The sequence below is a fragment of the Natronococcus pandeyae genome (genome assembly GCF_008122205.1).
GTDB lineage: Archaea > Halobacteriota > Halobacteria > Halobacteriales > Natrialbaceae > Natronococcus > Natronococcus pandeyae.
In genome coordinates this window covers 319,830-346,370 of the sequence record NZ_PHNJ01000002.1, presented here as the reverse complement: position 1 = coordinate 346,370, position 26,541 = coordinate 319,830, and the positions used below count along the sequence as shown (strand labels likewise).

25 protein-coding genes are annotated in these 26,541 nt (G+C 63.9%); 11 read left to right on the top strand and 14 right to left on the bottom strand.

Going from position 1 to position 26,541, the window contains the following annotated elements; genetic code table 11:
* Positions 1-15: 15 nt before the first annotated feature.
* Positions 16-432, top strand: coding sequence for a hypothetical protein (locus CV102_RS05260; protein WP_148856842.1), 417 nt, complete (start codon positions 16-18; stop codon positions 430-432).
* 15 nt (positions 433-447) lie between these two features.
* On the opposite strand, the gene rpiA is transcribed toward CV102_RS05260, so the two are convergent.
* The gene (gene rpiA / locus CV102_RS05255) at positions 448-1,155 is read right to left on the bottom strand and encodes a ribose-5-phosphate isomerase RpiA (protein ID WP_148856841.1); all 708 of its coding nucleotides are present in this window, start codon (positions 1,153-1,155) and stop codon (positions 448-450) included.
* 641 nt (positions 1,156-1,796) lie between these two features.
* Between rpiA and CV102_RS05250 the strand changes: the two genes are divergently transcribed.
* Entirely contained in the window at positions 1,797-2,525 is a 729-nt protein-coding gene (locus CV102_RS05250) for an ABC transporter ATP-binding protein (RefSeq protein WP_148856840.1), read from the top strand.
* Positions 2,525-3,820 carry an ABC transporter permease gene (locus CV102_RS05245; protein ID WP_148856839.1) on the top strand — a complete coding sequence of 432 codons (1,296 nt, stop codon included), beginning with the start codon at positions 2,525-2,527 and terminating at the stop codon, positions 3,818-3,820. The genes CV102_RS05250 and CV102_RS05245 overlap by 1 nt, the downstream gene beginning before the upstream one ends.
* Before the next feature lie 121 nt (positions 3,821-3,941).
* On the opposite strand, the gene CV102_RS05240 is transcribed toward CV102_RS05245, so the two are convergent.
* Positions 3,942-4,556: a DUF5518 domain-containing protein gene (locus CV102_RS05240; protein ID WP_148856838.1), complete on the bottom strand. Its 615-nt coding sequence runs from the start codon at positions 4,554-4,556 to the stop codon at positions 3,942-3,944.
* A gap of 154 nt (positions 4,557-4,710) precedes the next feature.
* Complete coding sequence (locus tag CV102_RS05235; RefSeq protein ID WP_233710635.1) at positions 4,711-5,799, bottom strand: AI-2E family transporter; 1,089 nt, start codon at positions 5,797-5,799, stop codon at positions 4,711-4,713.
* A gap of 135 nt (positions 5,800-5,934) precedes the next feature.
* Here CV102_RS05235 and CV102_RS05230 point away from each other — a divergent pair, with 135 nt between their 5' ends.
* Both CV102_RS05230 and CV102_RS05225 read left to right on the top strand, forming a co-directional pair.
* Positions 5,935-7,143 (top strand): thiamine ABC transporter substrate-binding protein, encoded by a 1,209-nt coding sequence (locus tag CV102_RS05230; protein ID WP_148856837.1) that lies wholly within the window; start codon positions 5,935-5,937, stop codon positions 7,141-7,143.
* A gap of 188 nt (positions 7,144-7,331) precedes the next feature.
* Positions 7,332-7,643: a DUF7521 family protein gene (locus CV102_RS05225; RefSeq protein WP_148856836.1), complete on the top strand. Its 312-nt coding sequence runs from the start codon at positions 7,332-7,334 to the stop codon at positions 7,641-7,643.
* Between the two features lie 40 nt (positions 7,644-7,683).
* Here CV102_RS05225 and CV102_RS05220 read toward each other — a convergent pair whose 3' ends face one another.
* The 5 genes from CV102_RS05220 to CV102_RS05200 form a co-directional block, all read right to left on the bottom strand.
* On the bottom strand, positions 7,684-10,056 hold the full coding sequence (locus CV102_RS05220; RefSeq protein WP_148857108.1) for an ATP-dependent DNA helicase: 2,373 nt from the start codon (positions 10,054-10,056) through the stop codon (positions 7,684-7,686).
* A 115-nt stretch (positions 10,057-10,171) separates the two neighbouring features.
* Positions 10,172-10,798: a metal-dependent hydrolase gene (locus CV102_RS05215; RefSeq protein ID WP_148856835.1), complete on the bottom strand. Its 627-nt coding sequence runs from the start codon at positions 10,796-10,798 to the stop codon at positions 10,172-10,174.
* A gap of 62 nt (positions 10,799-10,860) precedes the next feature.
* Positions 10,861-11,826 (bottom strand): metal ABC transporter permease, encoded by a 966-nt coding sequence (locus CV102_RS05210; RefSeq protein WP_148856834.1) that lies wholly within the window; start codon positions 11,824-11,826, stop codon positions 10,861-10,863.
* 2 nt (positions 11,827-11,828) lie between these two features.
* The gene (locus tag CV102_RS05205) at positions 11,829-12,581 is read right to left on the bottom strand and encodes a metal ABC transporter ATP-binding protein (protein WP_148856833.1); all 753 of its coding nucleotides are present in this window, start codon (positions 12,579-12,581) and stop codon (positions 11,829-11,831) included.
* A gap of 75 nt (positions 12,582-12,656) precedes the next feature.
* Positions 12,657-13,652: a metal ABC transporter substrate-binding protein gene (locus CV102_RS05200; protein ID WP_148856832.1), complete on the bottom strand. Its 996-nt coding sequence runs from the start codon at positions 13,650-13,652 to the stop codon at positions 12,657-12,659.
* A gap of 491 nt (positions 13,653-14,143) precedes the next feature.
* On the opposite strand from CV102_RS05200, the gene CV102_RS05195 reads away from it, so the two are divergent.
* Complete coding sequence (locus CV102_RS05195) at positions 14,144-14,731, top strand: DUF1684 domain-containing protein (RefSeq protein ID WP_148856831.1); 588 nt, start codon at positions 14,144-14,146, stop codon at positions 14,729-14,731.
* A gap of 178 nt (positions 14,732-14,909) precedes the next feature.
* Here CV102_RS05195 and CV102_RS05190 read toward each other — a convergent pair whose 3' ends face one another.
* Entirely contained in the window at positions 14,910-15,590 is a 681-nt protein-coding gene (locus CV102_RS05190) for a class I SAM-dependent methyltransferase (protein ID WP_148856830.1), read from the bottom strand.
* A gap of 297 nt (positions 15,591-15,887) precedes the next feature.
* Here CV102_RS05190 and CV102_RS05185 point away from each other — a divergent pair, with 297 nt between their 5' ends.
* The 4 genes from CV102_RS05185 (at position 15,888) to CV102_RS05170 (ending at position 19,706) form a co-directional block, all read left to right on the top strand.
* Positions 15,888-16,934, top strand: coding sequence for an extracellular solute-binding protein (locus tag CV102_RS05185; protein ID WP_148856829.1), 1,047 nt, complete (start codon positions 15,888-15,890; stop codon positions 16,932-16,934).
* A 184-nt stretch (positions 16,935-17,118) separates the two neighbouring features.
* The gene (locus CV102_RS05180) at positions 17,119-18,621 is read left to right on the top strand and encodes an ABC transporter permease (RefSeq protein WP_148857107.1); all 1,503 of its coding nucleotides are present in this window, start codon (positions 17,119-17,121) and stop codon (positions 18,619-18,621) included.
* Positions 18,622-18,730: 109 nt separating this feature from the next.
* Complete coding sequence (locus tag CV102_RS05175; RefSeq protein ID WP_148856828.1) at positions 18,731-19,309, top strand: DUF7090 family protein; 579 nt, start codon at positions 18,731-18,733, stop codon at positions 19,307-19,309.
* Positions 19,310-19,388: 79 nt separating this feature from the next.
* Positions 19,389-19,706 carry a nucleoside triphosphate pyrophosphohydrolase gene (locus CV102_RS05170; protein WP_148856827.1) on the top strand — a complete coding sequence of 106 codons (318 nt, stop codon included), beginning with the start codon at positions 19,389-19,391 and terminating at the stop codon, positions 19,704-19,706.
* 46 nt (positions 19,707-19,752) lie between these two features.
* On the opposite strand, the gene CV102_RS05165 is transcribed toward CV102_RS05170, so the two are convergent.
* The 5 genes from CV102_RS05165 to CV102_RS05150 all read right to left on the bottom strand — a co-directional run bounded on the left by CV102_RS05165 (position 19,753) and on the right by CV102_RS05150 (position 23,238).
* Complete coding sequence (locus CV102_RS05165) at positions 19,753-20,535, bottom strand: DUF7089 family protein (RefSeq protein ID WP_148856826.1); 783 nt, start codon at positions 20,533-20,535, stop codon at positions 19,753-19,755.
* A complete protein-coding gene (locus CV102_RS27365; RefSeq protein WP_449289625.1) occupies positions 20,535-20,624 on the bottom strand; it encodes a hypothetical protein in 90 nt (29 codons plus the stop codon). The genes CV102_RS05165 and CV102_RS27365 overlap by 1 nt, the downstream gene beginning before the upstream one ends.
* A gap of 384 nt (positions 20,625-21,008) precedes the next feature.
* Positions 21,009-22,193: an OapC/ArvC family zinc-ribbon domain-containing protein gene (locus CV102_RS05160; RefSeq protein ID WP_148856825.1), complete on the bottom strand. Its 1,185-nt coding sequence runs from the start codon at positions 22,191-22,193 to the stop codon at positions 21,009-21,011.
* On the bottom strand, positions 22,193-22,594 hold the full coding sequence (locus CV102_RS05155) for a DUF2073 domain-containing protein (RefSeq protein WP_148856824.1): 402 nt from the start codon (positions 22,592-22,594) through the stop codon (positions 22,193-22,195). Before CV102_RS05155 ends, CV102_RS05160 begins: the two co-directional genes overlap by 1 nt.
* A 5-nt stretch (positions 22,595-22,599) precedes the next feature.
* Complete coding sequence (locus CV102_RS05150) at positions 22,600-23,238, bottom strand: Era-like GTP-binding protein (RefSeq protein ID WP_148856823.1); 639 nt, start codon at positions 23,236-23,238, stop codon at positions 22,600-22,602.
* A 1,552-nt stretch (positions 23,239-24,790) separates the two neighbouring features.
* Here CV102_RS05150 and CV102_RS05145 point away from each other — a divergent pair.
* Positions 24,791-26,521, top strand: coding sequence for a Cdc6/Cdc18 family protein (locus CV102_RS05145; protein WP_148856822.1), 1,731 nt, complete (start codon positions 24,791-24,793; stop codon positions 26,519-26,521).
* Positions 26,522-26,541: the final 20 nt, after the last annotated feature.

Sequence of the window (26,541 nt, the reverse complement as noted above, 5' to 3'; positions counted from 1 at the left end):
ACAGCGAGAGCAGAGATGTTGCGCAAACTGTTGATCGCGTTCGGTATCTTCGAAATCGCGAAGCCACAACCGGTTATCGACGCCTGCGAGCGGATCGGGCTCGAGAATCCCGAGGAGGCGGAACTGCGGCCCTGGGCGCTTCACGGAGCCCGACTCGAGGGGGCCCTGTTCGTCTGGCTGCTCGCCCGCCGGGAGTCGGGGTCGACGATCGCCAGCACGCTTCTCGGAGTCGTCGGGGGAGTGCTGGTGGTCCTGCCACAGCCGATCATCGAACTGAGTCAGACGCTGGTCTACGAGAACGTCGACGAACTCGAGTTGAAACCGTGGATCAAGCCCGCAGCCCGTCTCCTGGGCGTGCTCTACCTGACTGTCGTCGCGCTCTCGGTGTTCGGTGACGAGTCGACAGACGACGCGACGAGCGGCCAGAACTAACCGTCAGCGGCGCTCTCAGTACTGGCGTTCTTCGACCCCGTCGTCCGTTCCAACGTACGTCGTGTCCGCCAGATCGACGAAGATGCCGTGTTCGACGATCCCCGGAACCCTCGAGAGCCGAGCCGCCAGCGTCTCGGGATCGTCGATCGGGCCGAACTCACAGTCGAGCACCAGGTTTCCGTTGTCGGTTACCACTGGGCCGTCCTTCCCTTCGGCGCTTCGCAGCGTCGGTTCGCCGCCGAGGTCGCCGACGCGGTCGGCGACGACGGTGTGGGCGTCGGGGAGGACTTCGACTGGAACCGGGCGCTCGAGTCGAGCGGCCAGCTTGGACGGATCCGCGACGACGACGAACCGATCCGCTGCCGCGTCGACGAACTTTTCGCGTGCGTGGGCCGCGCCACCACCCTTGATGAGCGTGCCGAACGCCGCTGCGTCGGCGTCGTCGACGACCTGGTCGGCGCCGTCGATCGAGAGGTCGATCCCCTCGACCGCGTCGAGAGTAGTGAGGGGGATGCCGGCCTCGAGCGCTAGCTGGCGGGACTGAAAGGAGGTCGGAATGCCACGCACGTCGAGTCCGTCGTCGACGGCCCGTCCGATCGCTTCGATCGCGTGGGCCGTCGTCGAGCCGGTTCCGAGCCCGACGACGAACCCGCCCTCGACCTCCTCGGCCGCACGTTCACCCGCACGCCGCTTCGCCGCGTCGGCTCCGCCTTCGGTCTTCATACGTCGTGGAGCGAACCCCGGCGGCAAAAACGTTGCAGTCGTGTCGACGCCCGTTTGCCGTTTCGTCGGCGAGCGACTCGCTCGAGGCTCGAGCGGGACGACGGTTCCGACAAAAATGATGGGTCGCACGCCACGCGTGTGGCTGGCTGTATTCCCTGCTGGCCATCCCCTGTGGCCGTCTTCGTGTTCGACGCCGCTCGTTTTGTACTATCCGCAGACTTTCACTCTGTGAGACGAATCCCTCGGTACCGATAGGGGAACCCGTCCACTGACGCTACGTAATCGCGTGGCCCTGGCGCAGGACCGTCTCGACGGGGACGACGTGAGTCCGTCTCGCTGGGAAACGTGTTTCATACCGTGCAACACGTACTGGAGGAAGGGTACTTGTCGCTCTCGGCGAGAGTGTGAGATGGCTGGGCCACACGGTGAGCTACGGTCGTCAGACGTCACAATCTTCCACCAGCGGTCGCAGCCGCACCGCACCCTCTTTGCTCCGAATTCGACGGGCCCGACGCGAGCGTCGCTTCACGCTCAGCGTTCGAGCGACGATCGTGACGGTGCCCTACAGCCAGTTCGAACAGGGAGACTCGAGCGCCCCGTCGGTCAGGTATCTTTTTCCTTGATTCCGTAGACGGGACCCCATGGCGACTACCGACACGGCGGTCTCGCTCTCGAACGTCCGCAAGACCTACCGCGTCGGCGAACCCGTCCACGCGCTCGACGGGGTCTCACTCGAGATCCCTCGCGGCTCGTACACGGCGATCATGGGCCCCAGCGGCTCGGGAAAGTCGACGCTGATGAACCTGGTCGGCTGTCTCGACACGCCCTCCGAGGGAGACGTGTTCATCGACGACCGTAACGTCGGGAGTCTCAGCGGACGCGAACGAACCCGTCTTCGGGGAACGCAGGTCGGCTTCGTCTTCCAGACGTTCAACCTCATGCCGCGGCTGACCGCGCTCGAGAACGTCGCGCTCCCCCAGCTATTCCAGGGCGCCGACCGGGTCGAACGCCGAGAGCGGGCGCGGGCGTTGCTCGAGCGGGTCGGCCTCGCCGACCGGGAGGATCACCGGCCGAACGAACTCTCCGGCGGCCAGCGCCAGCGAGTCGCACTTGCGCGGGCGCTGGTGAACGATCCGGCGATCGTGCTGGCCGACGAACCCTCCGGAAACCTCGATACCGAGACGGAAGCCGAGGTGCTCGACCTCTTCGGCGAGTTTCACGAGGCCGGAACGACGATGGTCGTCGTCACCCACGAGCGCCACGTCGCCGAGCGAGCAGAACGGATCGTCCACTTGCTCGACGGAAAGATCGAACGCATCGAGGAACTCGACGGCGTGACCGACGAACTCGACAGCGGGGCGAACCGCTGATGCGTCCGGGTGCGAGTCTACGCCTGGCCTGGCGGTCGATCCGCGGACACAAACTTCGCTCTGCACTGACGACGCTCGGGGTCGTGATCGGGATCGCGGCGGTGATCGCCTTCGTCACGCTCGGCGCGAGCCTGCAAGCCGGGATCATCGGCGACATCAGCCCGGACGACCAGCGCAACGTCTACGGCTGGGCCGCCGACCCCGACACCGAGGGCGGGCCGCTGGCGGGCGCACAACCGATATTTAGCCAGGACGATCTCGAGTCGGTCGAGGAACTCGAGGAAGTAGAGGCAGCCTACGGCTACGCGCCGATCCAGAGCCAGTCGGTGTCCGACGGGGACGAACAGATCGCCCAGGGCGACGGACTGATCGCGTCCGGCCCGTCGTACATCCGTGAGGAGCGACTCGCGGACGGCAGGCAGTTCGAGATGGGCGAACGCGAGGCAGTGATCAACCCCGCGGCCGCGGAGCAGTTCGAGGAGAACGTCACCGTCGGCGACGAACTCACGATCACGGTCATCGGCGGCGAGCAGACGACGGTCGAAGTCGTCGGTATCACCGACAGCTCCGAGGGACTGAGCCCGTTCGAGGGGTTCGAATCGTCGCCGCGGATCTACGTACCGACCGATCCCTACTACGTCGAGCAGGCGGGCGGGTTCGGAATCGGCGATGGAGGGGGCGAAGACGGTGCCGAGACGAACGGCGGGGACGGCGCCGACGCTCGCTTCATCGCCATCATCGTCGAGGCGGAGTCCACCAGCGAGGCGGATATCGACGCCGCCCGCGAGAGCACCGTCGCGTACCTCGAGAGCGACGCAGCCGATGCGAGCGAGTTCCTCGGCGACGACCTCGAGGTCACGTTCCAGACGAGCACGGAGCTGCTCCAGCAGCTCCAGGACATCCTCGATCTCCTGCAGAACTTCATCGTCGGCATCGCCGCCATCTCCCTGCTGGTGGGCTCGATCGGGATCGCGAACATCATGCTCGTCAGCGTCACCGAGCGCACCCGCGAGATCGGGATCATGAAAGCGGTCGGGGCGCAGAACCGGGACGTGCTCGGCCTCTTTCTTACGGAGGCAGTGATCCTGGGAATCATCGGCGCCATACTGGGGACGGCGCTCGGCCTCGTCGCGGGCTATCTGGGCGCGTGGTACATCGATCTCCCGCTGGTCTACCCCTACGAGTACGTCGCCCTCGCGATCGCAGTCGGGATCCTCGTCGGGATCCTCTCGGGGCTCTACCCGGCCTGGCGGGCGGCGCGGACGGATCCGATCGACGCGCTCCGGTACGAGTGATACTGCCGGACAGAAGTCAGTGAGAAGCCGGTCGCGAAATTCCGGCCGTCATCGCTGGTGATGCCCGAGTTCGAGCGACCGATCTTCGAATAGTTCTCTCCGACAGTACGAGCCGAGTGCGTCACTCGTCTCGGTCGGACTCGTGTTCTTCGTGCCACCGCAGCGGATCGGAGGCATCGGCTTCGGCGCCTTCGGCGGCTTCCGGCCGGTCCCCGCGGTTCGGTTCGCTCGAGCGAGTCACGTCGTCGCGCTCGGTCTCGAGTGGGTCCCGCGTCTCCGATCGGGGACTGCCGTCGGTCGTCGCCGTTCGTCCTCTCCTCGATTCCCGTCCGCCCATTCCGATCGTCTCTCGCGTCTTCGCGTGCTGTTCCGGATACTCACGCGCCAGGTAGGCGCCGAGATAGCCGCCGAGCAGCGACAGTCCGACGGTGTAGAGGAACGCGAACAGCACGAGCGCGAGGATCATGAGAACGACAAACGCGAAACCCCCGGCCGGAGCGGCGGCGACGCCCATTCCGAAGCCAACGACTCCGATCGCGAGAATCGCGATGGCGGCGATCGGAACGAACGTGACCGCACCGGCGAGGGCGCCGGCGAGCGCCCCGTCATGCTCGTCCGGTCCCTCGAGAAAGCCTGCGACGGCACCGCCGATGATCGTCGAGAGCGGGATGAACGAGAGGACGATACCGACGACGGCACCGATGATCGCGTTGATGATCGTTCGGCCACTGGCCATACGGATTCTACGGCGAGCAGATAGAAAAGGTGGATGGATGAGTAGGCCGGGGACGAGACGCGGACTCGAGCGTCATACGGTCTGCTGTAAGTCATTGCCGGTGCGACCGCAGACGTATCGCGGTTACCCCGGTAAATCGTTACAACAGACCGTATCAGTCGTCGGACGAGTCGCCGGGTTCCGCCTCGATGGGTTCGGCTGTCGTCTCCGACTCCGGCCTTGCGAAGTCCTCGAGCGTCGTGTTTCCGTTGACCTCGTCGGCGAGCAGGTCGACAGCCTCGACGAAGACCGCGACGATCAGTGGGCCGACGACGATCCCGATCGCGCCGAGCGTAAAGAGGCCGCCGGTGAAGCCGACGAAGTAGAGACTGCCGGGCAAGCCGGCGGAGCGGCGAGCAAGTCGCGGTCGAACGGCGACGTCGGGAAACCAGGCGACCAATCCGACGCCGAGGACGCCGACCAGCGCCGCCGCAGCCAGTTCGCCCGCAGCGACGTGGTAGAACGCGATCGGTGCGACGAGCAGGCTCGGGCCGATGATCGGGACGAACTGCAAGATCGCGGCGAACAGCGCGAGCGTGAACGCCATATCGTAGCCCAGGAGCCGAAACAGCGGGTAGCCGATTAGCAGCGAGGCGAGCGACGTAGCGAGCTGGAGCACGTAGATCGCGTACAGTGTCTCCCGGGCGCGAGTGGCGAGCGCGTGGACGATGTCACGGTACTCGTGTGGAACGGGAGCGATGGCCGCTCGCCCGGCGGCGTCGCCCTTGTACAGCAATGCGAACAGCAGGATGACGAAGAGGGCGAACTTGATCGCGAGCACCGGCAGCGACGAAACGACGGAGACGGCGAGCTCACGCAAGAAGGTCACGGCGAGCGTCTGGACCTCTCCGGCTTCGATCGTGTACGTCACGTCGAACACCGTAACCGGCATCTCCGGCGGAACCTCCTCGACGAGGGCGATCACCTCGTCGATTCGGAAGTACAGCGTGAGGACGAGCGGCGAGAAGACGGCGACCGCACCGACGAACCCGATCAGCGTCGCGGCGATTGCGGACATCCACTCCGAGAGCCCCCGTCTGACCAGCCACCCCTGTACGGGGAGCAGAACGTAGGCGACCGTCAGCGCGAAGAGGATCGTCCCGAGGACTTCGAGCAGGATCGCTCCGGTCACGAGGCCGAGTGCGGCAACGACACCAGCGAGCACGTAGCGACGTCGCCGCGCTCCGTTCGCGTTCGCTGTCACACCGGTGAGTCTCAGTCGACGGGTAAAACCCTTCTGACCCCGGCTCGAGCCCGGTGAAATCGCCGCGAGAAGACGGACGGCGGTCGATACGGAACGATCCCGGCGCTTAAGATGATACGGCGTATCACTACCGCTATGAAACGGCGTTCGGTCGTACGGGCCGTCGGCAGCGGTGGACTCGCCGGGTTGGCCGGCTGTTTCACCCGCGAAGCGGACGAGGAGGACGAGGAGGACCCGTCCGACGTCGACGACCAGGACGAACCCGACCCCGAGCCCGAAGAGCCCGACCTCGACGGGACGCTCCGGATCGCTACCACCGAGTCGATAGTCCGCGGCGAGCGAGCCGCCGACGAGCGACTCAGGGAACTGTTCGAGGAGGAGTTTCCCGACGCGGAACTCCAGTGGACGATCCCAGAAGCCGGTCTCGATCACTACGTCCAGCGCGTTCATCAGGAGGCCGAAATCGATGCGGACGTCTACTTCGGGCTCACTCCAGCCGCGCTCGCACGGGTCGACCGCGAACCCGAGGGGCGCGAACTCTTCCGTGAACTCAACCAGGATCGGATCACGGCCGCCGACCGCATCCGCGAGGACCTCGAGTTCGGCGATCCGAACGGTCGCGTTCTCCCCTCGGGCGTGCGATACAGCTGTCTCCTCTACGAGGATGTCGGCGATGACGATGGTGACGATGGTGACGATGGTGACGACGAGATCGATGCCGTCGATAACGGCGATCACGGTGAACTCGAGCCCCCCGAAACGCTCGCGGACCTGACTGCTCCCGAGTACGAGGAGTCGCTGCTGATTCCCCACCCCGAGCGCTCCGATTCGGGACTGGCGTTTCTCCTCTGGACGATCGACGCCTTCGGAAGCGACTATCTCGAGTACTGGCGTGGACTCGAGGAGAACGGCGCCCGGATTACCGACGGCTGGGCAGCCTCCGACGAGGCCTACGCGGCGGGCGAGCGACCGCTGTCCGTCGCCTACTCGACCGATCCGGTGCTCGCCAACCGAGAGGATCGAGATCCGGATCGGTACCGGGTCGCGTTCCCGGACGAACAGGGGTACGAGAACCCGCTCGGGATGGCCATCTTCGAGCACGCCGAGGAGGTCGATCTCGCCTACGACTTCCTCAACTTCGCCCTCTCGAACGAGGTGCAGGCCGAACTCGCCGAGCGACAGCTTCAGATTCCCGCGGTCAGCAGCGCGTTCGTCGATCTCGACGAGGAGTTCGAGGAGCACGCGGAGATACCGGTCGAGGCGGCCTCCGTCGGATACGACCGGTTGCGAGAGGATCTCGAAGAGTGGCTCGACGACTGGAGACAAACGGTCGGCGGCGGATAGCGCCGCGAGTCAGCCGCGTCGATGACGATCAGTGAGGCGTACCGAACATCTTCAGTTCGGCTCCCTTCGAGTGAGAACCGGCCTCGCTACTGAAGTGTCGACGCGAGCGAACAGAGCACGACCGTGAGACGCGAGCGACCGCACGCCCGGAACCGAACGACGACCAGGAACACGAACCGAGCGCACGCATGAACGAGTACACCGTTCTCATCGCGAGTGCAAATACGGCGACGCTGCTCACCGGTGGCGCAGTCGCGGTGCTCGCCTACCGGGCGTTCCAGCGTACCGAGGCCGCGGCGCTGCGGGCGGTCGCCGTCGGCTTCGCGTGTATCGCCGTCGGATCGGTCCTCGGCGGCGTGCTCCACCTCGTCGGGGGCAGCATCGCCCTCGGCGTCGCCGTCCAGAGTTCGTTTACGGCCAGCGGGTGTGCGATCCTCCTGTACTCGCTGTACGCCGAGACGACGACCACCACGACCGTTACCGTGAGGGGGTCGCGGTGAGTGAGTCGACGGACTCGAGGCAGACGACTGACGGCGATTTTTACGAGAGGCGCGAACGGAACCGCTCGAGGCCGTGCTCGAGCATGTCGGGACTGACTGGCTGGAACTCGCCCTCGTCGGGCAGGTACGGCCGAACCGAATCCCAGCTATCGCGGGCGTAGCGCTCGTCTAACAGCACGCGAACGCCGACGTCCTCGGGCGAGCGGATGACCCGACCGATCGCCTGGCGAGCCTTCCGCACCGCGGGGATCGTCAGCGCATAGGTGAACCCGTCGCCGAACTCGTCGTCGTAGGCCCGGCGGACGGCTTTCGTTCGGGGGCTCGAGGTGTTGACGATCGGGACGCCACAGACGACGGCCGCGGAGAGCCGGTCGCCGCTGTAGTCGACGCCCTCGGTGAGCGTCCCCCGGAGGCTCGTGACGAGCACCTTCCCGTCACCCGCGAAGAACTCGCTTTTGAGCGACTGGGTCGTCTCGTCGTCGCTCGCGGCGTCGAGCAGGACGGGTTTCTCGATCCGCTCCTCGACGACGCCCGCGGCCCACTCGGCCTCCGCGTAGCTCGGCATGCCGACGAGGACGTTTCCAGGGAGGCGAGCGACTTTCGCGATAGCGTCGGCGTAGTGTGTTCTCGTCGGATTGGTCTCGCCGGCCCGTCCCCTGTTCTCGTAGGTGTACTTGGGTGCGGCGACCGCGAAGCTCTCGCGGTTCGTCTCCGGGAAGTGCAGTCCGTACCGCCGTTCGACGACCGGGCGGTCCTCCTCGCGAGCGAGGTAGTCGAGGCCCGTCACCTCGGTGAAGGCGTCCATCGGCTCGAGTGTCGCGCTCATCAGGATCCCGCCGCCGAAGCTCCCGAGGCGCTCGCCGATAGCGTCGCTCGGCACGCAGTTGTGCAGGGCGAGTCGGGCGGTGTAGGCCCGGCGCCACGAGTCGGCGGGTTCGGTGTCGTCCCAGGTCCGCTCGAGTTCGATCTCTCGGAAGTAGTCGGTGTGGTCGCGACGGTACCACTCGCCGAGGACGCGGCCGGCGGCGGGCGCGGCGCGGGTGCGTTCCTCGTCCTCGGCCTCGTTCAAGACGCGCTCGACGACGGCGCCGGCGGCCTCGGCTCGAACCCAGACCGCGTCGCTGTAGCCGGCGTCGGTGGCCCACTCGGAGAGTTCGTCCTCGGCGGGGACCTGCGGATCTCGAAGCGGGATCTCGTCGTCCGCGAGGTCTGTTAGATTCGACTTCCATCCCCGGTGAGTCCGGTCGAGATGGGCGGTGATCCGGCGGTCGAGTTCCTCCCGGAGGTCCCGGACGAACTCGAGCGTGCGGTTCAGTTCCTCGAACGAGACGTCGCTGTCGGCCAGTTCTCCGCGCACGAGGTCGGCGTCGGCCGTCTTCGACCCGCCCTCTGCCTGGCGCCCCTCTCGCTCGAACTTGATCGGCTGGATGACTCGCGAGAGTTCCGTTTCGGCGTCGCGAAGGGTTTTGTCGGCGACGCCGTCGCTGACCAGATCGCGCACGCGCGGCTCGAGCATGTGCGCTTCGTCGCAGACGACGAACGTCGAGTCGTCGAGCAGGGCGCCGGTGAAGGTGGTCGTCGTCGTCGGATCGAACGCGTGGTAGTAGTTCCCCATGACGACCTCGACGTGACCGAGCAGCGCCCCCATCACGGAGTGGGGGCAGGTGCCGTGACGAACGGAGCGAGCGACGAGGTCCTCGGGCGTGAGCAGGCCCGCACTGGTGAAATCGAACGGGACGGCCTCCGAGGCGTCTCCGTCGCTCTCCTCCTCCGGCAGGTCCTCGAGGTACTGCGCGTAGAACGGGCAGTACTCGGTTTCGGAGCCGACGGGGCCGCCCTCGCCGTAGGTCGGCATCTCCGGCGGGTAGGCGGCTGTCTCGCCGGCAGTCTCGAGAAATCGGCCGGCCGTTCCCGTCTGCCCGCTGTCCGCGAGCCCGGTCTGTTGCTGGCGTGCGCGTGCGGTCAGGGTTCCGGCCGTCGTGTCGCCGCCCTCGCCGGTGAGGTCGCGGGTTCGATCGCGCAGCGTCTCACACCGGTCGTAGACGTTGCCGTCGTCGATCTCGCCCGCGCCCTCGCGATTGTACGGACAGACGTCGGCCTTGCCGACGAGGGTCAGTCCCGAAACCGGGTTCCAGTCGTCGGGCAGGTTCGCGTTGATCGTCTCGAGGTCGGCCTCGAACTGGCGCAGTTGCTGTTTGACGCTCGTGAGCACGAACACGCGCTCGTAGTCGGTGTCGGGATCGCGCACGAGGTCGATCCCCGCGGTGAGCGCGATCATCGTCTTTCCGGTCCCACAGGCACCCTCGATGACGGTGTAGCCGTCGTCTCGAGCGGTGTCGACTGCGGTCTCGATACCGTCGACCTGCTCGTCGTAGGGGTGCTCGTGGCCGAAGATCGGGCGCCAGTCCGTCATTCTTGCCGTACTCATCGTCGGTCGTCCATAGCGTTGACGGACTGTGGTCGCGGCTTCGGATATAAACGTGCGGGCCGACCCTCACAGGGGGCCGTACCGGCGGTCACGAGGGCGTTCATCGGCTCCGGGTCTCGACCAGTCGGTCGACCGTCGTTTCGACGACTCGTTTGGCGCCGAGCACGGATTCGCGGAGGACCGGAGCACCGTCGTAGAGCCACAACAGCCCGGCCAAGCCGGCCATTCCCAACTGGAGCAGGATGTACGTCGACGGATCCCCGGAAAACAGTTCGTGGGAGTAGACCCCGAGCAGTCTGAAGAACTGCTCGAGGAAGCCGGGGCCGTGCTCGTGGGCGTGGAGATGGGCCTCGTCCTGTCTGAACGGCCAGAGGATGATCCAGACGCTGAAGTGGCCGTCCCTGACGTAGCCGTCGACGACGTCGGCGGGGAGATGCAGGAGGTAGCCCAGGGCGAACGCGATTCCGGTTCGCGATCGGCCGTACGATCTGGCGAGCGCGCCGACCGCGATCGAGAGCGGAACTGCAAAGAAGATCGAGTGGCCGATCGCGTACCCAATCTCGAACACCTCGAACTCCCACGCCAGCGGCTTGTCGATGAGATCCGGGAGGACGGAGGCGAAGACGACCGCGAACGCCTCGAGACCGCCAGGCGACTCGCGGTAGTAGGCGTGACAGAACAGCGAGTACACCAGGTAGCCCATAATCGCGTGTTCCCATGGCCACATGCGTGCTCAGTTCGCCCCTCCGATAATAAAATTGTCTTTGTTATTATTAACCATTGTTCACCTTATCGGTCGCCAAGGACCGCGAGAAGGTAGATCGCGATCGCGACGAGGACGATCGCAGCGCCGGTCGCGATGTCGAGCCAGTAGGAGCTCAGAATGCCGCCGAGAACCGCTACTTCGCCGAAGATCACCGAGAGAACCAGTCCGTGGTTGAAACTCGAGGTGAGCTGCATCGCCGCCGCGACCGGAACGACGAGCATCGCGGCGACGAGGATCGCGCCGAGAATCTGCATCGCAGCGACGACGACCAGCGCGGTGACGACGATCAACACGGTGTCGTAGAACCAGACGTTGATCCGGGCCAGCCGCGCGGCCTCCCGGTCGAACGTGATGAACAACAGCTGTTTGTGGGTCAACGCGACCATTCCCAGCACGACGAGCGCGAGGCCGACCATGAGCTGGACGTTCTCGAAGGGAACGAAGAGGATGTTCCCGAAGAGATAGCTCTCGATCTCCCGGCCGAACGCGATCCCGTCGCCGTAGGAGATGACGGCGACGCCGAGCGCGAAGCTGCCGGTGAGGACGATCGCCAGCGGAACGTCGGCGTAGGAGTCGGTCGTCACCGCGAGGTACTGCATCCCCAGCGCCGCGATCGCGGCGGCGAGCAGCGCCCAGAGCAGCGGATAGTTCGCCCATTCGACGGTCGAACCGATGAACAGCCCGATCGCGACGCCGCCGAATGCCGTGTGCGCGAGGGCTTCGCCGATCAGCGCCATCTGTCGGTTGACCAGGTACGCGCCGACCAGCGGTGCGGTGAGACCGACGAGTATCCCGGTCGTAAACCCGTGCTGGAGAAACGTACTGCAGACGAGCCACGTGTCGATCGCGCCGCACGTCGTTCCCCAGAACGCATCGAACAGCGGAGGAAAGAGCCAGTAGACGAACCCGACGACAGCGGCGATCGTCGCCGGCAGTCCGATCGCAACCGTCGTGAGCTGTCGGCGGGAGTCGAAGATCTCGGCAGCCATGCTCAGTCACCCGACGCGACGCTAGCAGTGCCGGCCGCTCGCGCCGAACTGAACGCCCGCTCGAGCGCGTCGCTCTCGAGGAACTCCGCGGTTCCGCAGTGTTCGTAGAGCTCGCCGTTCAGACACGCGATCGTGTCCACGTGTTCGGTGACGACGCCGATGTCGTGTTCGATCAGGACGATCGTGATCCCGCGCTGGTTGAGGTCTTCGAGCAGGTCGTAGAACGCGTCCCGGGACTCCGTATCGACGCCGACCGTCGGCTCGTCGAGCGCGAGCAGATCCGCTTCGGATGCGAGCGCTCGCGCGATGTACGTTCGCTGTTTCTGTCCCCCCGATAGCCGACTCATTCGGCGGTCGGCGAGATCTGCGATTCCGACCTGTTCGAGCGCGTCGTCGACGATCGCGGCATCCTCGTCGTCCAGCGGCGAGATTCCGGCGTGGGCGTACCGCCCCATCGTGACGACTTCGCGAACGGAAATCGGCATCGTCGACTCCCCGTCCGACGAGTGCTGTGAGACGTATCCCAGCCGCGTTCCGTCAGTGAACGCGTCCGCCGGCGTCCCGAACAGCTCGACGCGTCCGCTATCCGGTTGCTGGAGGCCGAGCATGATCTTGAGGAGCGTGGTCTTGCCGGAGCCGTTCGGGCCGATCAGCCCGAGAAACTCGCCCTCCTCGATCGCGAGCGAGACGTCTCGTAACACGGGCCGGTCGTCGTACGCGAACGTGACGTTTTCGACGGTAATTGCGTGGGTCATGGTGGAAGCTCGATCGGGAAGACAGACGGTAGTACACCTGTGATTTGGTCCAGCTACATATAGAATTTGCCTTCTCTAATCCCCGGTTGCGTCGAGCGCGATCTCGAGCGACGGGAAGTTGATCTCCCGCATGTGGTCGACGTAGCCCCACTCGGGGTCGATGTCGTCGACCTGCGGGTGCTCCTCGAGTTGCGTTTCGACGGGCGAAAGTGGGAGAACCTCCGCTTCGGTCTCCTCGGCGAGCGATTCCGCGAGGTGGCGCGGCTCCCCGATATCGTAGAGAATGTGTTCGATGCCGTGCTCGTCGATAACCCCCTCGATCTCCTCGATCTCCTGGGCGGAGGCTTCGTTGTCGGGTGAGATGCCGATCGGCGAGTCGATATCGACACCGTACCGGTCGTTCCACCACTGGAAGGAATCGTGGGTGGCGATGACGATCTGATTCAGCTCCGCCCGGTCGACGATGTCCTCGAACTCCTCGTGGATCTCCTCGAGTTCCTCGTTGAACGCGGCGGCGTTGTCCTCGTACTCCGTTTCGTGGTCCGGATCGAGTTCGGCGAACCCGGCCGCGATGTTGTCGACGCCGTTCTGGCACTCGACTGGGTCCATCCACCAGTGTTCGTCGTCGTCCTCGGCCTCGCTGTCGAAGAACTCGATCCCCTCGGAGGCGTCGATGACGGTAACGCTCTCGTCGTCCTCGAGTTCTGCGGCGGCGTCGTCCTGCCAGCTCGCGAAGTCCCGCATGTAGACGAAGGCGTCGGCGTCTTCGATCTCCTGGACGATCCCCGTTCCCGGGTCGTAGTCGTGGCCGTGCTCGCCGGTCGGAACGAGGTCGGTCACCGCGATATGATCGCCGCCGACCTGACGCGCGAAATCCCAGAGCGCCGGCATCCCGGCGGTGACGGTGTACTCCCCGTCGTCGCTGTCGTCGTCATCACCGTTTCCAGACTGCGGATCCTCGTCGAGACAGCCCGCCGCACTCGCGGCGAGCGCTCCGACTCCCGTCGCGAGAACGCTTCGACGGGTCAGTCGGCTCCGGTTCGAACGATCGGACTTCGGATCAGTGGTCATCAGCAGCTATTCCCCTACCCGAAGTAAAATAGTTTGCGATACTATACTATTGTTTAGTCGTGTCTAATCCGGCCGAAAAGAGTAGTTTATGGGCCAGAAACCGAATTAGGCGTTCGAATAATAGTGTGAATTATCGTCTCGGCTCCGACCTCCGGCACTCACTCGAGGACGAACAACACCGATGTTTTTAGTACTATCTAAATATTTAGTTTGTATAGCAAAATATAAATCGGTGGCGGACGCCGGTTCAGTCGCGTTCCGGGTACGCCGGAGCGTCGAATCGACCGTGTTCCGACGCAGTGGAACACGAACGAATGCCAGGTGAACCGCTCCGATACGGGACCGGAACTCGTGATCAGCACCTCACCCGGGAAACGGAGTTCAGTCCGCCAGCCGTGTCTCGTTTCCGTTTCCCCGGTCGTCCCGTCAGGTTCCCGCATTTCGAACGATTCAAACGTAACGTCTTCCAGTGTCGGCAGCCAAGCGGTCGTATGGCCGACTTTCCCGACGGAGATGTCGATCGCTGGCGCGACGAACTCGAGACAAAGCGCGCCGAGAAGGACGAATTCTTCGCCGACCATCCCCAGTCGCCGATTCCGCCCGAAGAGCGCGACGACTTCGACGGACTCGACTACTTCGATCCGGACCCGGACTACCGCGTCGTCGCGACCGCCGAAGTCCACGACGATCCCGAGGTCGTGCTGATGGAGACGACCGCGGACCGCGAGATGCGCTATCTTCGGACCGTCACGCTCGAGTTCGACGTCGAACGGGAAGACGAGGACCTCGAGGACGGCACGTTCGAACTGGCCGGCTATCAACTCGAGAGTCCAGACGAGGAGCCGCTGTTCGTCCCGTTCCGCGACAAGACGACCGGCCAGCAGAGCTACCGGGGCGGGCGCTACATGGAACTCGCGCCGGATCGTGACCTCGAGACCGGCGACGAGATCGTCGTCGACTTCAACCTCGCGTACACCCCGTTCTGTGCCTACAGCGAGACCTTCGACTGTCCGCTGCCCCCCGAGGAGAACTGGCTCGAGATCACGATCCCGGCGGGCGAGCGGTTCGAGTCGAACTGATCCCGTCGGTGTGATCGTGACAAAGGGGGGTTGTTTCGACTCGAGTGACGGCGAGTTTCGACTACTGACTCGGAACCGTGTGAAGGATGTGAATCGAATGACGTGAGCCGGGTCGGACCGGTTCTCGAATCCGGCTCGAGTGGAAACCAAGGGGTTCGCCGGGGAGTTCCACCTGAAATCAAGGGGATACGCCGACCGTCAGGAGGGTCCCGTACTCGCGGTAGCGTTCGACCATCGCCTCGCGGCTGTCCCAGTCCTCGAGCGGGAACTCGGCCTCGCTGGGGATCGAAATCTCGCGGTCCGGGACGTTGTCCTGTTCGGCGACGTGGAGTCCCGCGTCGCGGAAGGCCTCGCGGTACTGGTCGCGATCCCAGCAGGTCATCTCGATCGAAATAAACTCCTGCCACTCGTGGGAGTGGACGTTCTCCTCGTAGTAGTTGACCGCACAGTAGAACGTCCCGCCGGGACGGAGCACGCGCGCGATCTCCTCGAGCGTCTCGTGGGGATCGGCGGCGTAGTAGAACGCTTCCATACTCCAGACGTGATCGATCGAGTCGTCGGCGAACGGCAGCGAGCCGAAGTCGCCGACGACGTAGCTCACCAGTCCGTCGTCCGTGTAGCCCGCGGCGTTGTGGGCCATCTCCGGAGAGCCGTCGAGTCCGTACACCCGTCCCGCGTCCTTGGTGTCCCGCAGTGCGCGGCCGGCGTAGCCGCTGCCACAGCCCAGGTCGAGAATGGTGTCGCCCGGTTCGACCGGCATCCGCGCGAGCGCGTGCTTGGCCGTGTGCCAGTGGCGCTCCTCCATTCCCCTGTCCTTGCCGCTCGTAGCCCAGTCGTTGAACTCTTCGCGAACGCTCATAGGGGACCCATCAGCCCAGAGCGTCAAAATCGGTTCGACTCGAGCGCCAGCCGCGGAACGGCGGCCCGGCTTGCTCCCTCGGCGGTTCGTTCCGAACGGCTGCTCCCGCCTCGAGGGAGTCACCGACAGGTTCTTTAGGCTGCCCTAAAAAGGTGGAAACGGAGAGGTTTAGGTCGGCCGAAAACCGTGGGCATCGGACGGCCGCCGATCGGACAGCGTACGCTGTCTCACCCTCTCGACCGTTCTACCGCGGATAATCGGAAGGTATTTGTGTTTTAGGTCAGCCTAAAACTAGATATGCAACAGCGCGATACAGAACGGAACGGCTGCTCGACGATCGGACGACGACGGTTCCTCGCGACGACTGGCGCGGCGGTCGCCGGAACCGCCGGCCTCGCCGGTTGTCTGGGTAACGACGGCGACGGACTCACGATCTACTCCGGGCGCTCGGAGGACCAGATCGAACCGATCTTCCGCGAAGTCGAAGAGCAACTGGACGTCGCGATCGAGGATCGGTACGGGGACTCCGCCGGAATGGTCGGACAGATCGTCGAGGAGGGAGAGGACAGCCCCGCGGATCTCTTCTACACGCAGGACTCGGGCACTCTCGGCCAGCTCAAGGAAGCGGGTCGAACCGCAGAACTGCCCGACGACGTACTCGAGACCGTGCCCGAGTCGTACCGCGATCCGGACGGGACCTGGACCGGCGTCTCCGGGCGAACGCGGTCGGTCGCCTACAACACCGACGAGTGGGAGGCCGAGGACCTGCCGGACGACATCTTCGAGTACGCCGAGGACGACCGGTTCGAGGACGAACTCGGGTGGCGAACCGACTCCGGTTCGTTCCTCTCGTTCATCCGCGCGATGATGATCGAGTACGGCGAGGACGAGACCAGGGAATGGATCGAGGGACTCCAGGAACTCGGGATCAACGGCTACGAGGGCGGCTCGACGACCCCACAGGCCGTCGCGGACGGCGAGATATCCGTCGGTCTGGTCAACCACTACTACGTCGGCCGACTCATCGAGGACGAGGAGGACGCGCCGATCAACGTCACGTTCACCGACGGCGACGTCGGCTCGCTGTTCAACGTCTCCGGCGTCGCGCCGGTCGACACGGCGGACGATCTCGACCTCGCCCAGGAGTTCGTCGAAGCCGTCCTCAGCGAGGAGATACAGGAGCTCTTCGTCGAACTGAACGCCGAGTACGCCGTCATCGAGGACGTAGAATACGTCGGCGACCTCCCACAACTAGACGAACTGAACCCGCCGACGTTCGACCTGAACGATCTCGCGGACGTCGAACCCGCACAGGACCTCCTCCGCGACACCGGCGTCCTGTAGCTCGGCGGGCAGCACTCCGTATTCGAGCGGACGAACGCAGAGTTAGGAAGCCATAAACCGCCACCCCGGCAAGGAGCAATTCGTGAGCGATCGCGTCTCGACGACCGACGATACCGCGTCCGTCTTCTCCCGGAGAGACCACGCTCTCGGACTGACGCTGTTGAGCGGTGCCGTCGCCGCGCTGATGGTCTTTCCGCTGACGTGGATCTTCATCCGCGCGTTCGAGGTCGATCCGGGTCGCGCCTCCGATATCCTGCTTCGTCCCCGGTCGCTCGAGATCGCGTTCAACAGCATCGTCCTGATGGCCGGCGTCACGGTTCTCTCGGTGCTCATCGGCGTGCCGCTGGCGTGGCTGACCGTCCGGACCGATCTCCAGTTCAAACGGTTCTGGACGATCGTCATCGCGCTCCCGCTCGCGATTCCGAGCTACCTCGGCGCGCTCGCGTACATCTCCGCGTTCGGGCCGCGGGGCGAACTCCAGTCGTTGCTCGCCCCCCTGGGCGTGGAACGGCTGCCGGAGATCTACGGACTTCACGGCGCGATCCTCGTGATCACGCTCTACACCTATCCGTACGTGTTCCTGACGACCCGCGCGGCGCTGAAAACGTTCGACACGACGCTCGTCGACGCCGCACGAACGCTCGATCACGGCTACTGGGAGACGTTCCGCCGCGTTACGCTCCCGCAGGTGTGGCCGGCGATCACCGCCGGCGCCCTGCTCGTCGCGCTGTACGCGGTCTCCGACTTCGGGACCCCCGCGTTCATGCAGGTCGACGTCTTCACCCGGCAGATCTACGTCGAGTACCGCGGCTGGAACCTCGATTACGCCGCGATGCTCTCGGTCCAGTTGATCGTCGTCACCGTCTTCATCCTCGCGCTCGAGTCGAAGATCCGCGGTCGCGAGAAGGTGTACACCGACTCGAGCGGCGGCCAGGGGCTCACGGTCGAACTCGGCGCCTGGCGGCTGCCGGCGCTGGCCGCGTGTTCGCTCGTCTTCCTGGCGACGCTCGTGCTCCCGGTGCTCATCTTCACCTCGTGGCTGGTCGGCGGCGCGACGAGCGACGTCGCCGCCTACCAGTTCCAGTGGGAGTACGCGTTCAACTCGGCGGCGGTGTCGGCCGCGGCCGCGGTGGTCGCCGCCGTCGCCGCGTTGCCGGTCGCGTACCTCGCCGCGCGGTACGACACGCGACTCGGCGAACTGTTCGAGCGGGCGACCTACGTCGGCTACGCGGTTCCCGGAATCGTCATCGGCCTCGCGCTCGTGTTCTTCGGAGCTAACTACGCCGGCGTCGTCTACCAGATGCTCCCGCTGCTGATATTCGCCTACGTCGTCCGCTTCATGCCCCAGTCCGTCGGCTCGACCCGGACCGCGATCCTGCAGGTCAACCCGAAACTGACCGAGGCCGCCCGGACGCTCGGCAAGAGCAACGCGGAGACCTTCCGGCAGGTGACGCTCCCGCTGATCGCACCGGGTATCGTCGCCGGCGCGGCGCTGGTCTTTCTGACGACGATGAAGGAACTGCCGGCGACGCTGTTGCTCCGGCCGACAGGCTTCGATACGCTCGTCACCCACATCTGGCGAGCCGAACAGGCCGCCTACATGAGCCACGCCGCGATTCCCGCGTTCGTCATCCTGCTCGTCTCCGGCCTCTCGATGGTGATCATCCTCCGCCAGGAGAACGCCTGAGCGGCCGCCCCAACCGGTTGCGGACGCGACCAGTTGTCAGTGAAGAGCACCACGCCACCGCGAGACACATCCGCAGTATTAAGTCGGTTCCGGAAATTGATCACGCAATATGGAGTACGAACTGGCAATCGAGGGAACGCCCGAAACGGTTCCAGGGGGGACCGGGATTCTCTTGCTTCACCCGAGCACCGGTGAGACGGACCGAATCGACACTGATTTCCTCAAGACCGACACCGACAACTTTCTCGTCGTCTCCACGCGGACGACCGCCCGCGAAGTCAGACAGAAACTCGAGTACTACGACGTCGACGAGAACCGCGCCGAGATTCTCGACACGCTGAGCATCGAACGCGGCTACTCGCGACGCTCCAGTGACACCGTCCACTACGTCGCCGCGCCGGACGACGTCGACGGCATCGTCAACCACATCGACGGCTTCCTCGACGACCACGACGGCAAACTCCGGATCAGCTTCGACTCGGTCACCGAACTCGCCTACTACGCCGGCGAGGAGCAGGCGCTTTCCGCGGCCGAGCGGATCCTCTCGCTGCTCGAGGAACACGACGCTGTCGGACTCTTCCACCTCTCGGAGGATCCACACGACGAGTCGTTCGTCGACGAGTTCCGCGCGCTGTTCGACGGCACCATCGATCTCGACGAGGACGGCAGCGTCGACGCGAACTTCTGAACGCGCGACCCGCGGTATTCCACCGGTTATCACACAATGCCTACGAGTACGACACCCAGGAGTACGGAGGACAACATCCATGCCCACAGAGTACGACAAACTCGTCCGTGATCGCATTCCCGAGCTCATCGAAGCCGAAAACGAGCGGCCGATAACTCATATCGCTGACGACGAAGAGTACGCCGACAGACTCGCAGCAAAGCTTCTCGAGGAGGCGAGGGAGTTCGACGAGTCGAGAGAGCTCGAGGAACTGGCCGACGTCCTGGAGGTCGTCGACGCGATTCTCGAGGCGCAGGATCGATCCCGTGAATCGATCGAGCGTCAGCGTCGCGAAAAGCGGGCGGAACGCGGGGGGTTCGAGGAGCGGCTCGTCCTCGAGCGCGTCGAGGACGCCTGAGTCGGCGCCTTACCGGCGCGAGACCGCGCTCGCGAATCGCTACCCGTTACTCCTCGAGCGCGTCGAACGTCTTCTCGGCCCACGTGATCGCGTAGTCGGGGCCGTGCTCCCGGTAGGCGTCGGTGTCGAGGGCGGCGAACGGCGCCGGGAGTTCGATGGCGTGCTTGAGCGACGCACAGGCTAGCTCCGTCGCGTCGGCGAACTCCGTCTCGCCGCGGGCGACGGCCCGTGGAAGCTCCGAGACGCGGTCCTCGAGTCGCGTTCCGGCGTCCTGCCAGGCGTCGGCGAGTTCGGGGTGGTCGTCGTCCCACTCGGCGAACACCTCGCGCGTGTGAAGCCCCTTCCAGCCGTCGTAGAGCGCGGCGGCGACCTGATAGGTCCCGCCGGAATCGAGGCTCGTCGCCTGATCGAGCGCCCGGTACTCCTCCTCGAAGAAGCCGATGAACTGTTCGGGAACGTCGAGTCCAACCTCGACGAGCGCCTCAGCGAGCAGAAAGTTCAGGAACGGCTCCGGTGATCCCCCCACGCGAGGTTTGACGATGACCGTCGGCGGGTCGGTCTGGCGCGTCCAGGCGATGCTGCCGTCCCCCGGCATTCCGACCGTGAAATCGGACCCCGCGTAGCGGGCGAGCAGTTTCGGTGCGTTCGCCGGAAGCCACTCTGCGGGGTAGCTCGCTGGCTCGAGCGCGTCGACGAGCAGCCCCAGATCCTCGGCCTGGGCGGGCGGGAGCGTCTCGAAGTCGCGCTCGCAGTCGACGACGACGGCGTCCGGTGCGTGCTCTTCCCGAATCGCCTCGACCGGGCTCGAGAGCTCTCGAACCTCGAACATCAGACGAAGACTGTCTGGAAGATTATCAGGACCGACAGCAGCGTCGATGCAGCGACCGTCGCGAGGACGACCTTGGTTGCAGTACTCATGTTCGGAGGCTATCGGCCGCGTCGCTTAAATCCATCTGTCTCGCCCGAAATCGGGGCCAAACCAGTGCTCCATCGGATCGTCAAACCGGTACTCCAACGGAGTCGATCGTCGCTGTCTCACAGGAAAGGTCACACGGAGAGAAACGACGAGGCACCGTTTCCGGTGGAACCGTGGCTCCGCCGGCAGTGATCGGCCTCATTTCTCGGTATCGCGGCGGCTATCGGCGAAACGAGGGGCTCCGAGAAGTGCCTACAGGCGAAACGAGGGGCTCGAGGGGGTGAAAGCCCACGGTAGTAGAAGAACAGAAGCCGCGGTGGAAGAGTAAAGGCCCGTGGTAACAGTGCTGACGTCAGCGAACGAACGGAGAATCGACGCGATCGCGGTTACTCGTCGGCACCGTCGTGCCACGAATCCGGGACGTCGATCACGTACCGGCCGTCCTCCTGGAGCGAGATAATGTACTCGTCACGGTTGTAGAGCTCCATGAGGTTGAGTTCGTACTGTCCGGGACGGACGATCTTGATACTCTCGAACTGCTCGTTGAGTTCCGCCCGGAGATCCTCGATCGACGGCTGTTCGCCCGACGGTTCGCTGACGACTCGGCCGTCGTTCGGCGGCTGGTCGCCCCGACTGTCCGCGCCGGCTTCCGTATTTCCGCCGACGTCAGTGACGACTCCAGAGTCCCCGTCCTGTCCCGCATCTACCGGAAGATCGTCCGCCGGAACGACCTCGCTTCGAGCGCTCGCCTGTGCCGAGTCCTCTGACTCGACTGGATGTGCGTTCGTCTCGACGTCCGTTGCCCCAGTGGGCTGATCGTCTGCTACGGATCGGTCGTCCGCTGCGGATCGATCGGCCGTTACGGACTGGTCTTCCGTCACAGACCGTGTCGCCGTGGTCTGATCGGTCGGAGACTGCGCAGTCACGGACTGATCGGCTCCGGACTCGGTTCCGGACGACCGGTCTTCCGGACGGCGAGCGGAGTCGGGCCACTCGGAGAACCCCTCGCTCTCGGCAGCCGACGTCGTACCGGGTTGGGTCTCGCTCGAGGACGACGCCGACTCCGATGCGTGTCCCCGTTCGGCGTTCTCGGGAGACGTCGACGGCGACTCGATATTCGTCGTCTCCGACGCTGTGGCGTCCGTCGTCGTATCTGTCGCCGTCGTGTCCGTCCCCGTTGTGTCCGTCGTCGTATCCGCCGTCGCTGTGTCTGTCGTTGCTGCGTCCGCTGTCGCTGTGTCCGTTGCCGGGTCTGCCGTCGTTGCATCTCTCGTCGATCCGCCGGTCGACTCGTCGGGCGACCCCGAAGAGACCCATCCACGAACCGTCTCTGCGGCGCGGGACGCGACGCCGTCCGGGTCCGCTTCGGAATCGTCCCCGGACGACGTCTCGGCCACACCGGTCCGGTCTCCACCGGCTCCGGCATTCGATTCAGAAGCGGTACCAGCGGCCGTCGTGCCCGAACTCGGCGCGAACTGGAACTTGTTCCCGCCACAGTCGGGACAGCCCGAGAGCATCTCCTTGGAGCCGTCGGGGAACGTGCGGCCGCAGTTCGTGCATTGGTGCGGCATTAGTTGCGGGACACCAGCGCGCTGATGAGCGTTTCGTCCTTGTGGAGCGTTTCGATCTGGTTCGCTGGTCCGATCACCGTCAGCTTCGCAGTCGACTCGTTCGACCCCATGATGCGGCCGAGAAGCGACGAATCCCGCGTCTCTGACTTCGGATACGTCTCGATCTCGATCCCGTTGAAGCCGTCGGGACTGATCTCGGCCATCGTCATCTCGATGAGTTTGCTCTCCTCGTCCGGAGTGAGCCCCTCCTCGAGGATGACGATGTTGCCGTCGTGGACCCCATCGAGGATCATCCGGATCTTTTCCGTGGTCGCCATCCGATCCATCCGCTCGCCGCTGATGAGGTCGATTTGTACACCGTCCGGGCCGTCCAGGTCGTCTGCGTTAGTTGCTTTCGGCATCGTAATCACCCGAAGTACTCTGCGATGTTGTCGTAGACCTCGTCCATGTTTTCGCCCTCCTTCGCAGACAGCGGGATCGTCTTGTGCTGCGGGAACGCGTCCTCGATTCGTTTGACACTCGAGTCGTCGAGGTCGATCTTGTTCGCGAAGATGAGTACCGGTAGATCGCGTGACTCGACGATGCCGATCAGCATCGTGTTGACCTGCGTAATCGGGTCTTTCGCGCTGTCTAACACGTAGATGACGCCGTCGACGTCCTCACGGAGCCAGTGCATCGCCTCGGCGACTCCTTCGGTCGCCTCACGCGACCGACGAATCGCGTCCTCCTCTTCCATCTCGTCGGTAAACTCCTCGTAGTCGACTTTCGTCGTTACACCGGGTGTGTCGACGATATCGATCGATACCGACTTGCCGTTGCGCTCAATCTCGACGTCTTCTTTCCTGCGTGCACGGCGTGTTTCGTGTGGAACGTGACTCTCCGTACCGATCGCGTCGCCCGTCCAGTCACGAGCGATCCGATTCGCGAGCGTCGTCTTTCCAGCGTTGGGCGGTCCGTAGATACCGATTCGTTTGGGTTCCGCGTCGGTAAACAACCGATCCGTAACCCGGGAGACACTATCCTTGAGTTCTGTTAACAATCCCATCCTTTGGGGCCCTCCAGCACCGCGGGGTGCATCTGCGCGTACTACAAACTGAACCCACTTAAGCCTACGTCAGACGTGTTTACTATCCAACGGATTTGAATTATCAGCATCCACAGTGAACGATCGAATACGTGCGAGGGACGGCCAAATCACCGATTCTGTCGTAACTCGTCAAGCGTAGTGGTGACATAGATCGAGCGTGAAATGGTACCGCTTTTCAGTGAGCGTCTCTGGACCGTTCCAGAAGTGATGGCTGATCGCTATTTCGACGGGAGTTTTCCCGGTGATCCCACCCCCACCCCTTCGTTTCAACTGGAGAGTCGCGAGGGTGTGGGGGTGGGATCGGCGGTGGACGGTCCGGTCGAGGCCCTCGTTTCGCCTCGAGCGGGGAGTTCGGACGGTCTCGACCGGGAATTCGAGGGGTAGAACGGGACTAGTAACTCGAGCCCCTCAGAGAGAGAATTCTAGTAGCAACTAGCAACATAAACAACCTCACCTAGTAACAGCGCGTTTTTGCTAGTGCTGCGGATATTGTTTTTGGCCTATTAGGATAAAACCTTCCCTTCCAAACACTCCCATCCCCACCCCCTCCTTCGGACCGTTCCACCTGAAACGAAGGGGTGGGGGGCTAGACCATCTACACCGTTCCTTGTTACCATCTAACGTAGCTACCTCCCATTCAACGTAATTCCTTGCTCTGTCCTCCTCCCAGAGTCCCACCTCACCTACTGACCGATCACTACACCATTCGAATCAGACACTTTACCTACACGCACTGCCGGAGCCCGCTTACGTACATCACTGACCACCTGAAGAGCCCACTATCACACGAAGCATCTGGTTCCTCGGGTGCACTCCGGTGAATCGTCTGGTGCGTTCCAGAGTGTACTCCGTCCGCTTGCTCCGGTCTCATTCCGCTCTCGGCCGGTTTCATCCCGTTCTCGGAATACACTTCGTTACAACGTTTCCATTTAACTCGAGGTTCTTGCGCGCCCGCACGACGATTGTCCATCCAGGCAGTCGTTTCTCACTCGAGCAGGAGCGCTCGAAGCGATCAAGTGCCGAATAAGCTCTCGGAGCGACCGGCTGCCGAGTCGAGGCAGAAGCCGCCATCACCAGTTTCGAGCACCGTTCGACGGTGGGCGATTGTAATTCAAAGTGAAGGAGACGAGAGAAATGAAGGAGACGAGAGTGTCGTGCTCGACGTGAAGGAGGGGTGGTCCGATCGAGCCGACGCCAGCGGAACTCTCGGAACTGGAACGAACACGAGTCGTTCGGAGATGATCCAACCGCTGCAATAGCCGGTTTCAGTTCCCGTGGCGAGCGTACTGATCGACAGTAGAGTACATTCGCCTGCGCGGGAGACATACTACACCGTGCGTGAATGAAAGGGAAGAATTTAATATCTCGGTCTTCCTCTGTTTCGTCTGCATCAACTGGATCCGGATCGGGTAACCGTAATACTGGATCGGCTACAACAGCCATCCATACGCCGATATTCCTGTTTTCGGGCCAGTGTTCCACACGAAACAAGGGGGTACTCGAACGACTGATGTCAGATGACAACTCGGAGATACCAGGGGCGGACGAGGTCGAACCCGACGGTACACACGGATTTTCGACGCCGCTCGAGGAAACGGCAATCGGCGACGACGAGCCGAATCAGGGACTGTTCGACGACCTGCTCAGTGGAGAGCCGATCTTCGAGAACAAGGAGGTTCTCCGCCCCTCCTATACCCCACACGAGCTTCCGCATCGAAGCGATCAGATCAACAAGATGGCGACGATCCTCGTCGCCGCACTCCGTGGCGAGACGCCGTCGAACATCCTGATCTACGGCAAGACGGGGACGGGAAAGACCGCGAGCGCGAAGTTCGTCAGCAAGGAACTCGAGAGCACCTCCCAGAAGTACAGCGTCCCCTGTGACGTCGAGTACATCAACTGCGAGGTCACCGACACTCAGTATCGCGTCCTCGCACAGCTCGCGAACAAGTTCATCGAGAAGAACAAGGCGCGAATCGACGAAAAGGTCGCCTCCCTCGAGGAACTTCTCGAGACCGTCGAACAGTACGAGGACGAGGCCACCTCCCACTCCGGGAACGGATCACCGGCCGACGACAGCACGAGCGACGACCCGTTCGAGTCCGCCGTCCACGACGGCCGATCCGCCGACGGCAACCCGACTACCAGCGAAGAGAAAACGGATGACAGTGACGTTTCATTTGCAACCGAAACCGACGCTTCCTCTGGCGATTCTCCAGTAGAAACAGGGGGGTCCTCATCCGACTCGGCCGAGAGCGAACCAGCGCCGACACATCCCCTCGAGTCGACACCGTTTACCGCTCTCGCCGAGGTCGAAGACCGAATCGATTCGCTCGAGGAGGACAAGGAGTCGTTCGAGGAGGTCCCGATGACGGGGTGGCCGACCGACCGGGTCTACAGCGTCTTCTTCGACGCCGTCGACTACGACGAGCGCGTCGTCGTTATCATGCTCGACGAGATCGACAAACTCGTCGAGAAGAGCGGCGACGACACGCTCTACAACCTCTCGCGGATGAACTCGGAACTCGAGAACTCTCGAGTCTCGATCATCGGTATCTCGAACGATCTCAAGTTCACCGATTTCCTCGATCCGCGCGTCAAGTCGAGTCTGGGTGAGGAGGAGATCGTCTTCCCGCCGTACGACGCGAATCAACTGCGCGACATCCTCCAGCACCGAGCCGAGGTCGCGTTCAAAGGGAACGCACTCTCGGGCGACGTGATCCCACTGTGTGCGGCCTTCGCTGCACAGGAACACGGGGACGCTCGCCGGGCACTCGACCTCCTCCGGACTGCAGGCGAACTCGCGGAGCGGTCCCAGGCCGAGACGATCATCGAGGAGCACGTTCGGCAGGCCCAGGACAAGATCGAACTCGACCGCGTCGTCGAAGTCGTCCGCACGCTCCCGACTCAGAGCAAACTCGTCCTCTTCTCGACCATCTTGCTCGAGAAAAACGGCGTCCACAGCATCAACACCGGCGAGGTGTTCAACATCTACAAGCGTCTCTGTGAGGAGATCGACGCCGATGTCCTGACCCAGCGCCGCGTCACCGACCTCATCAGCGAACTCGACATGCTCGGCATCGTCAACGCCGTGGTCGTCTCGAAGGGACGGTACGGCCGAACGAAGGAGATCAGTCTCTCGGTTCCGATCGACGAGACCGAGGCCGTCCTCCTGAGCGACTCTCGCCTGAGTAACATCGACGACATCCAGCCGTTCGTCCAGGCCCGGTTCGAGAACTGACGATCGGAGACGGCGTCCCA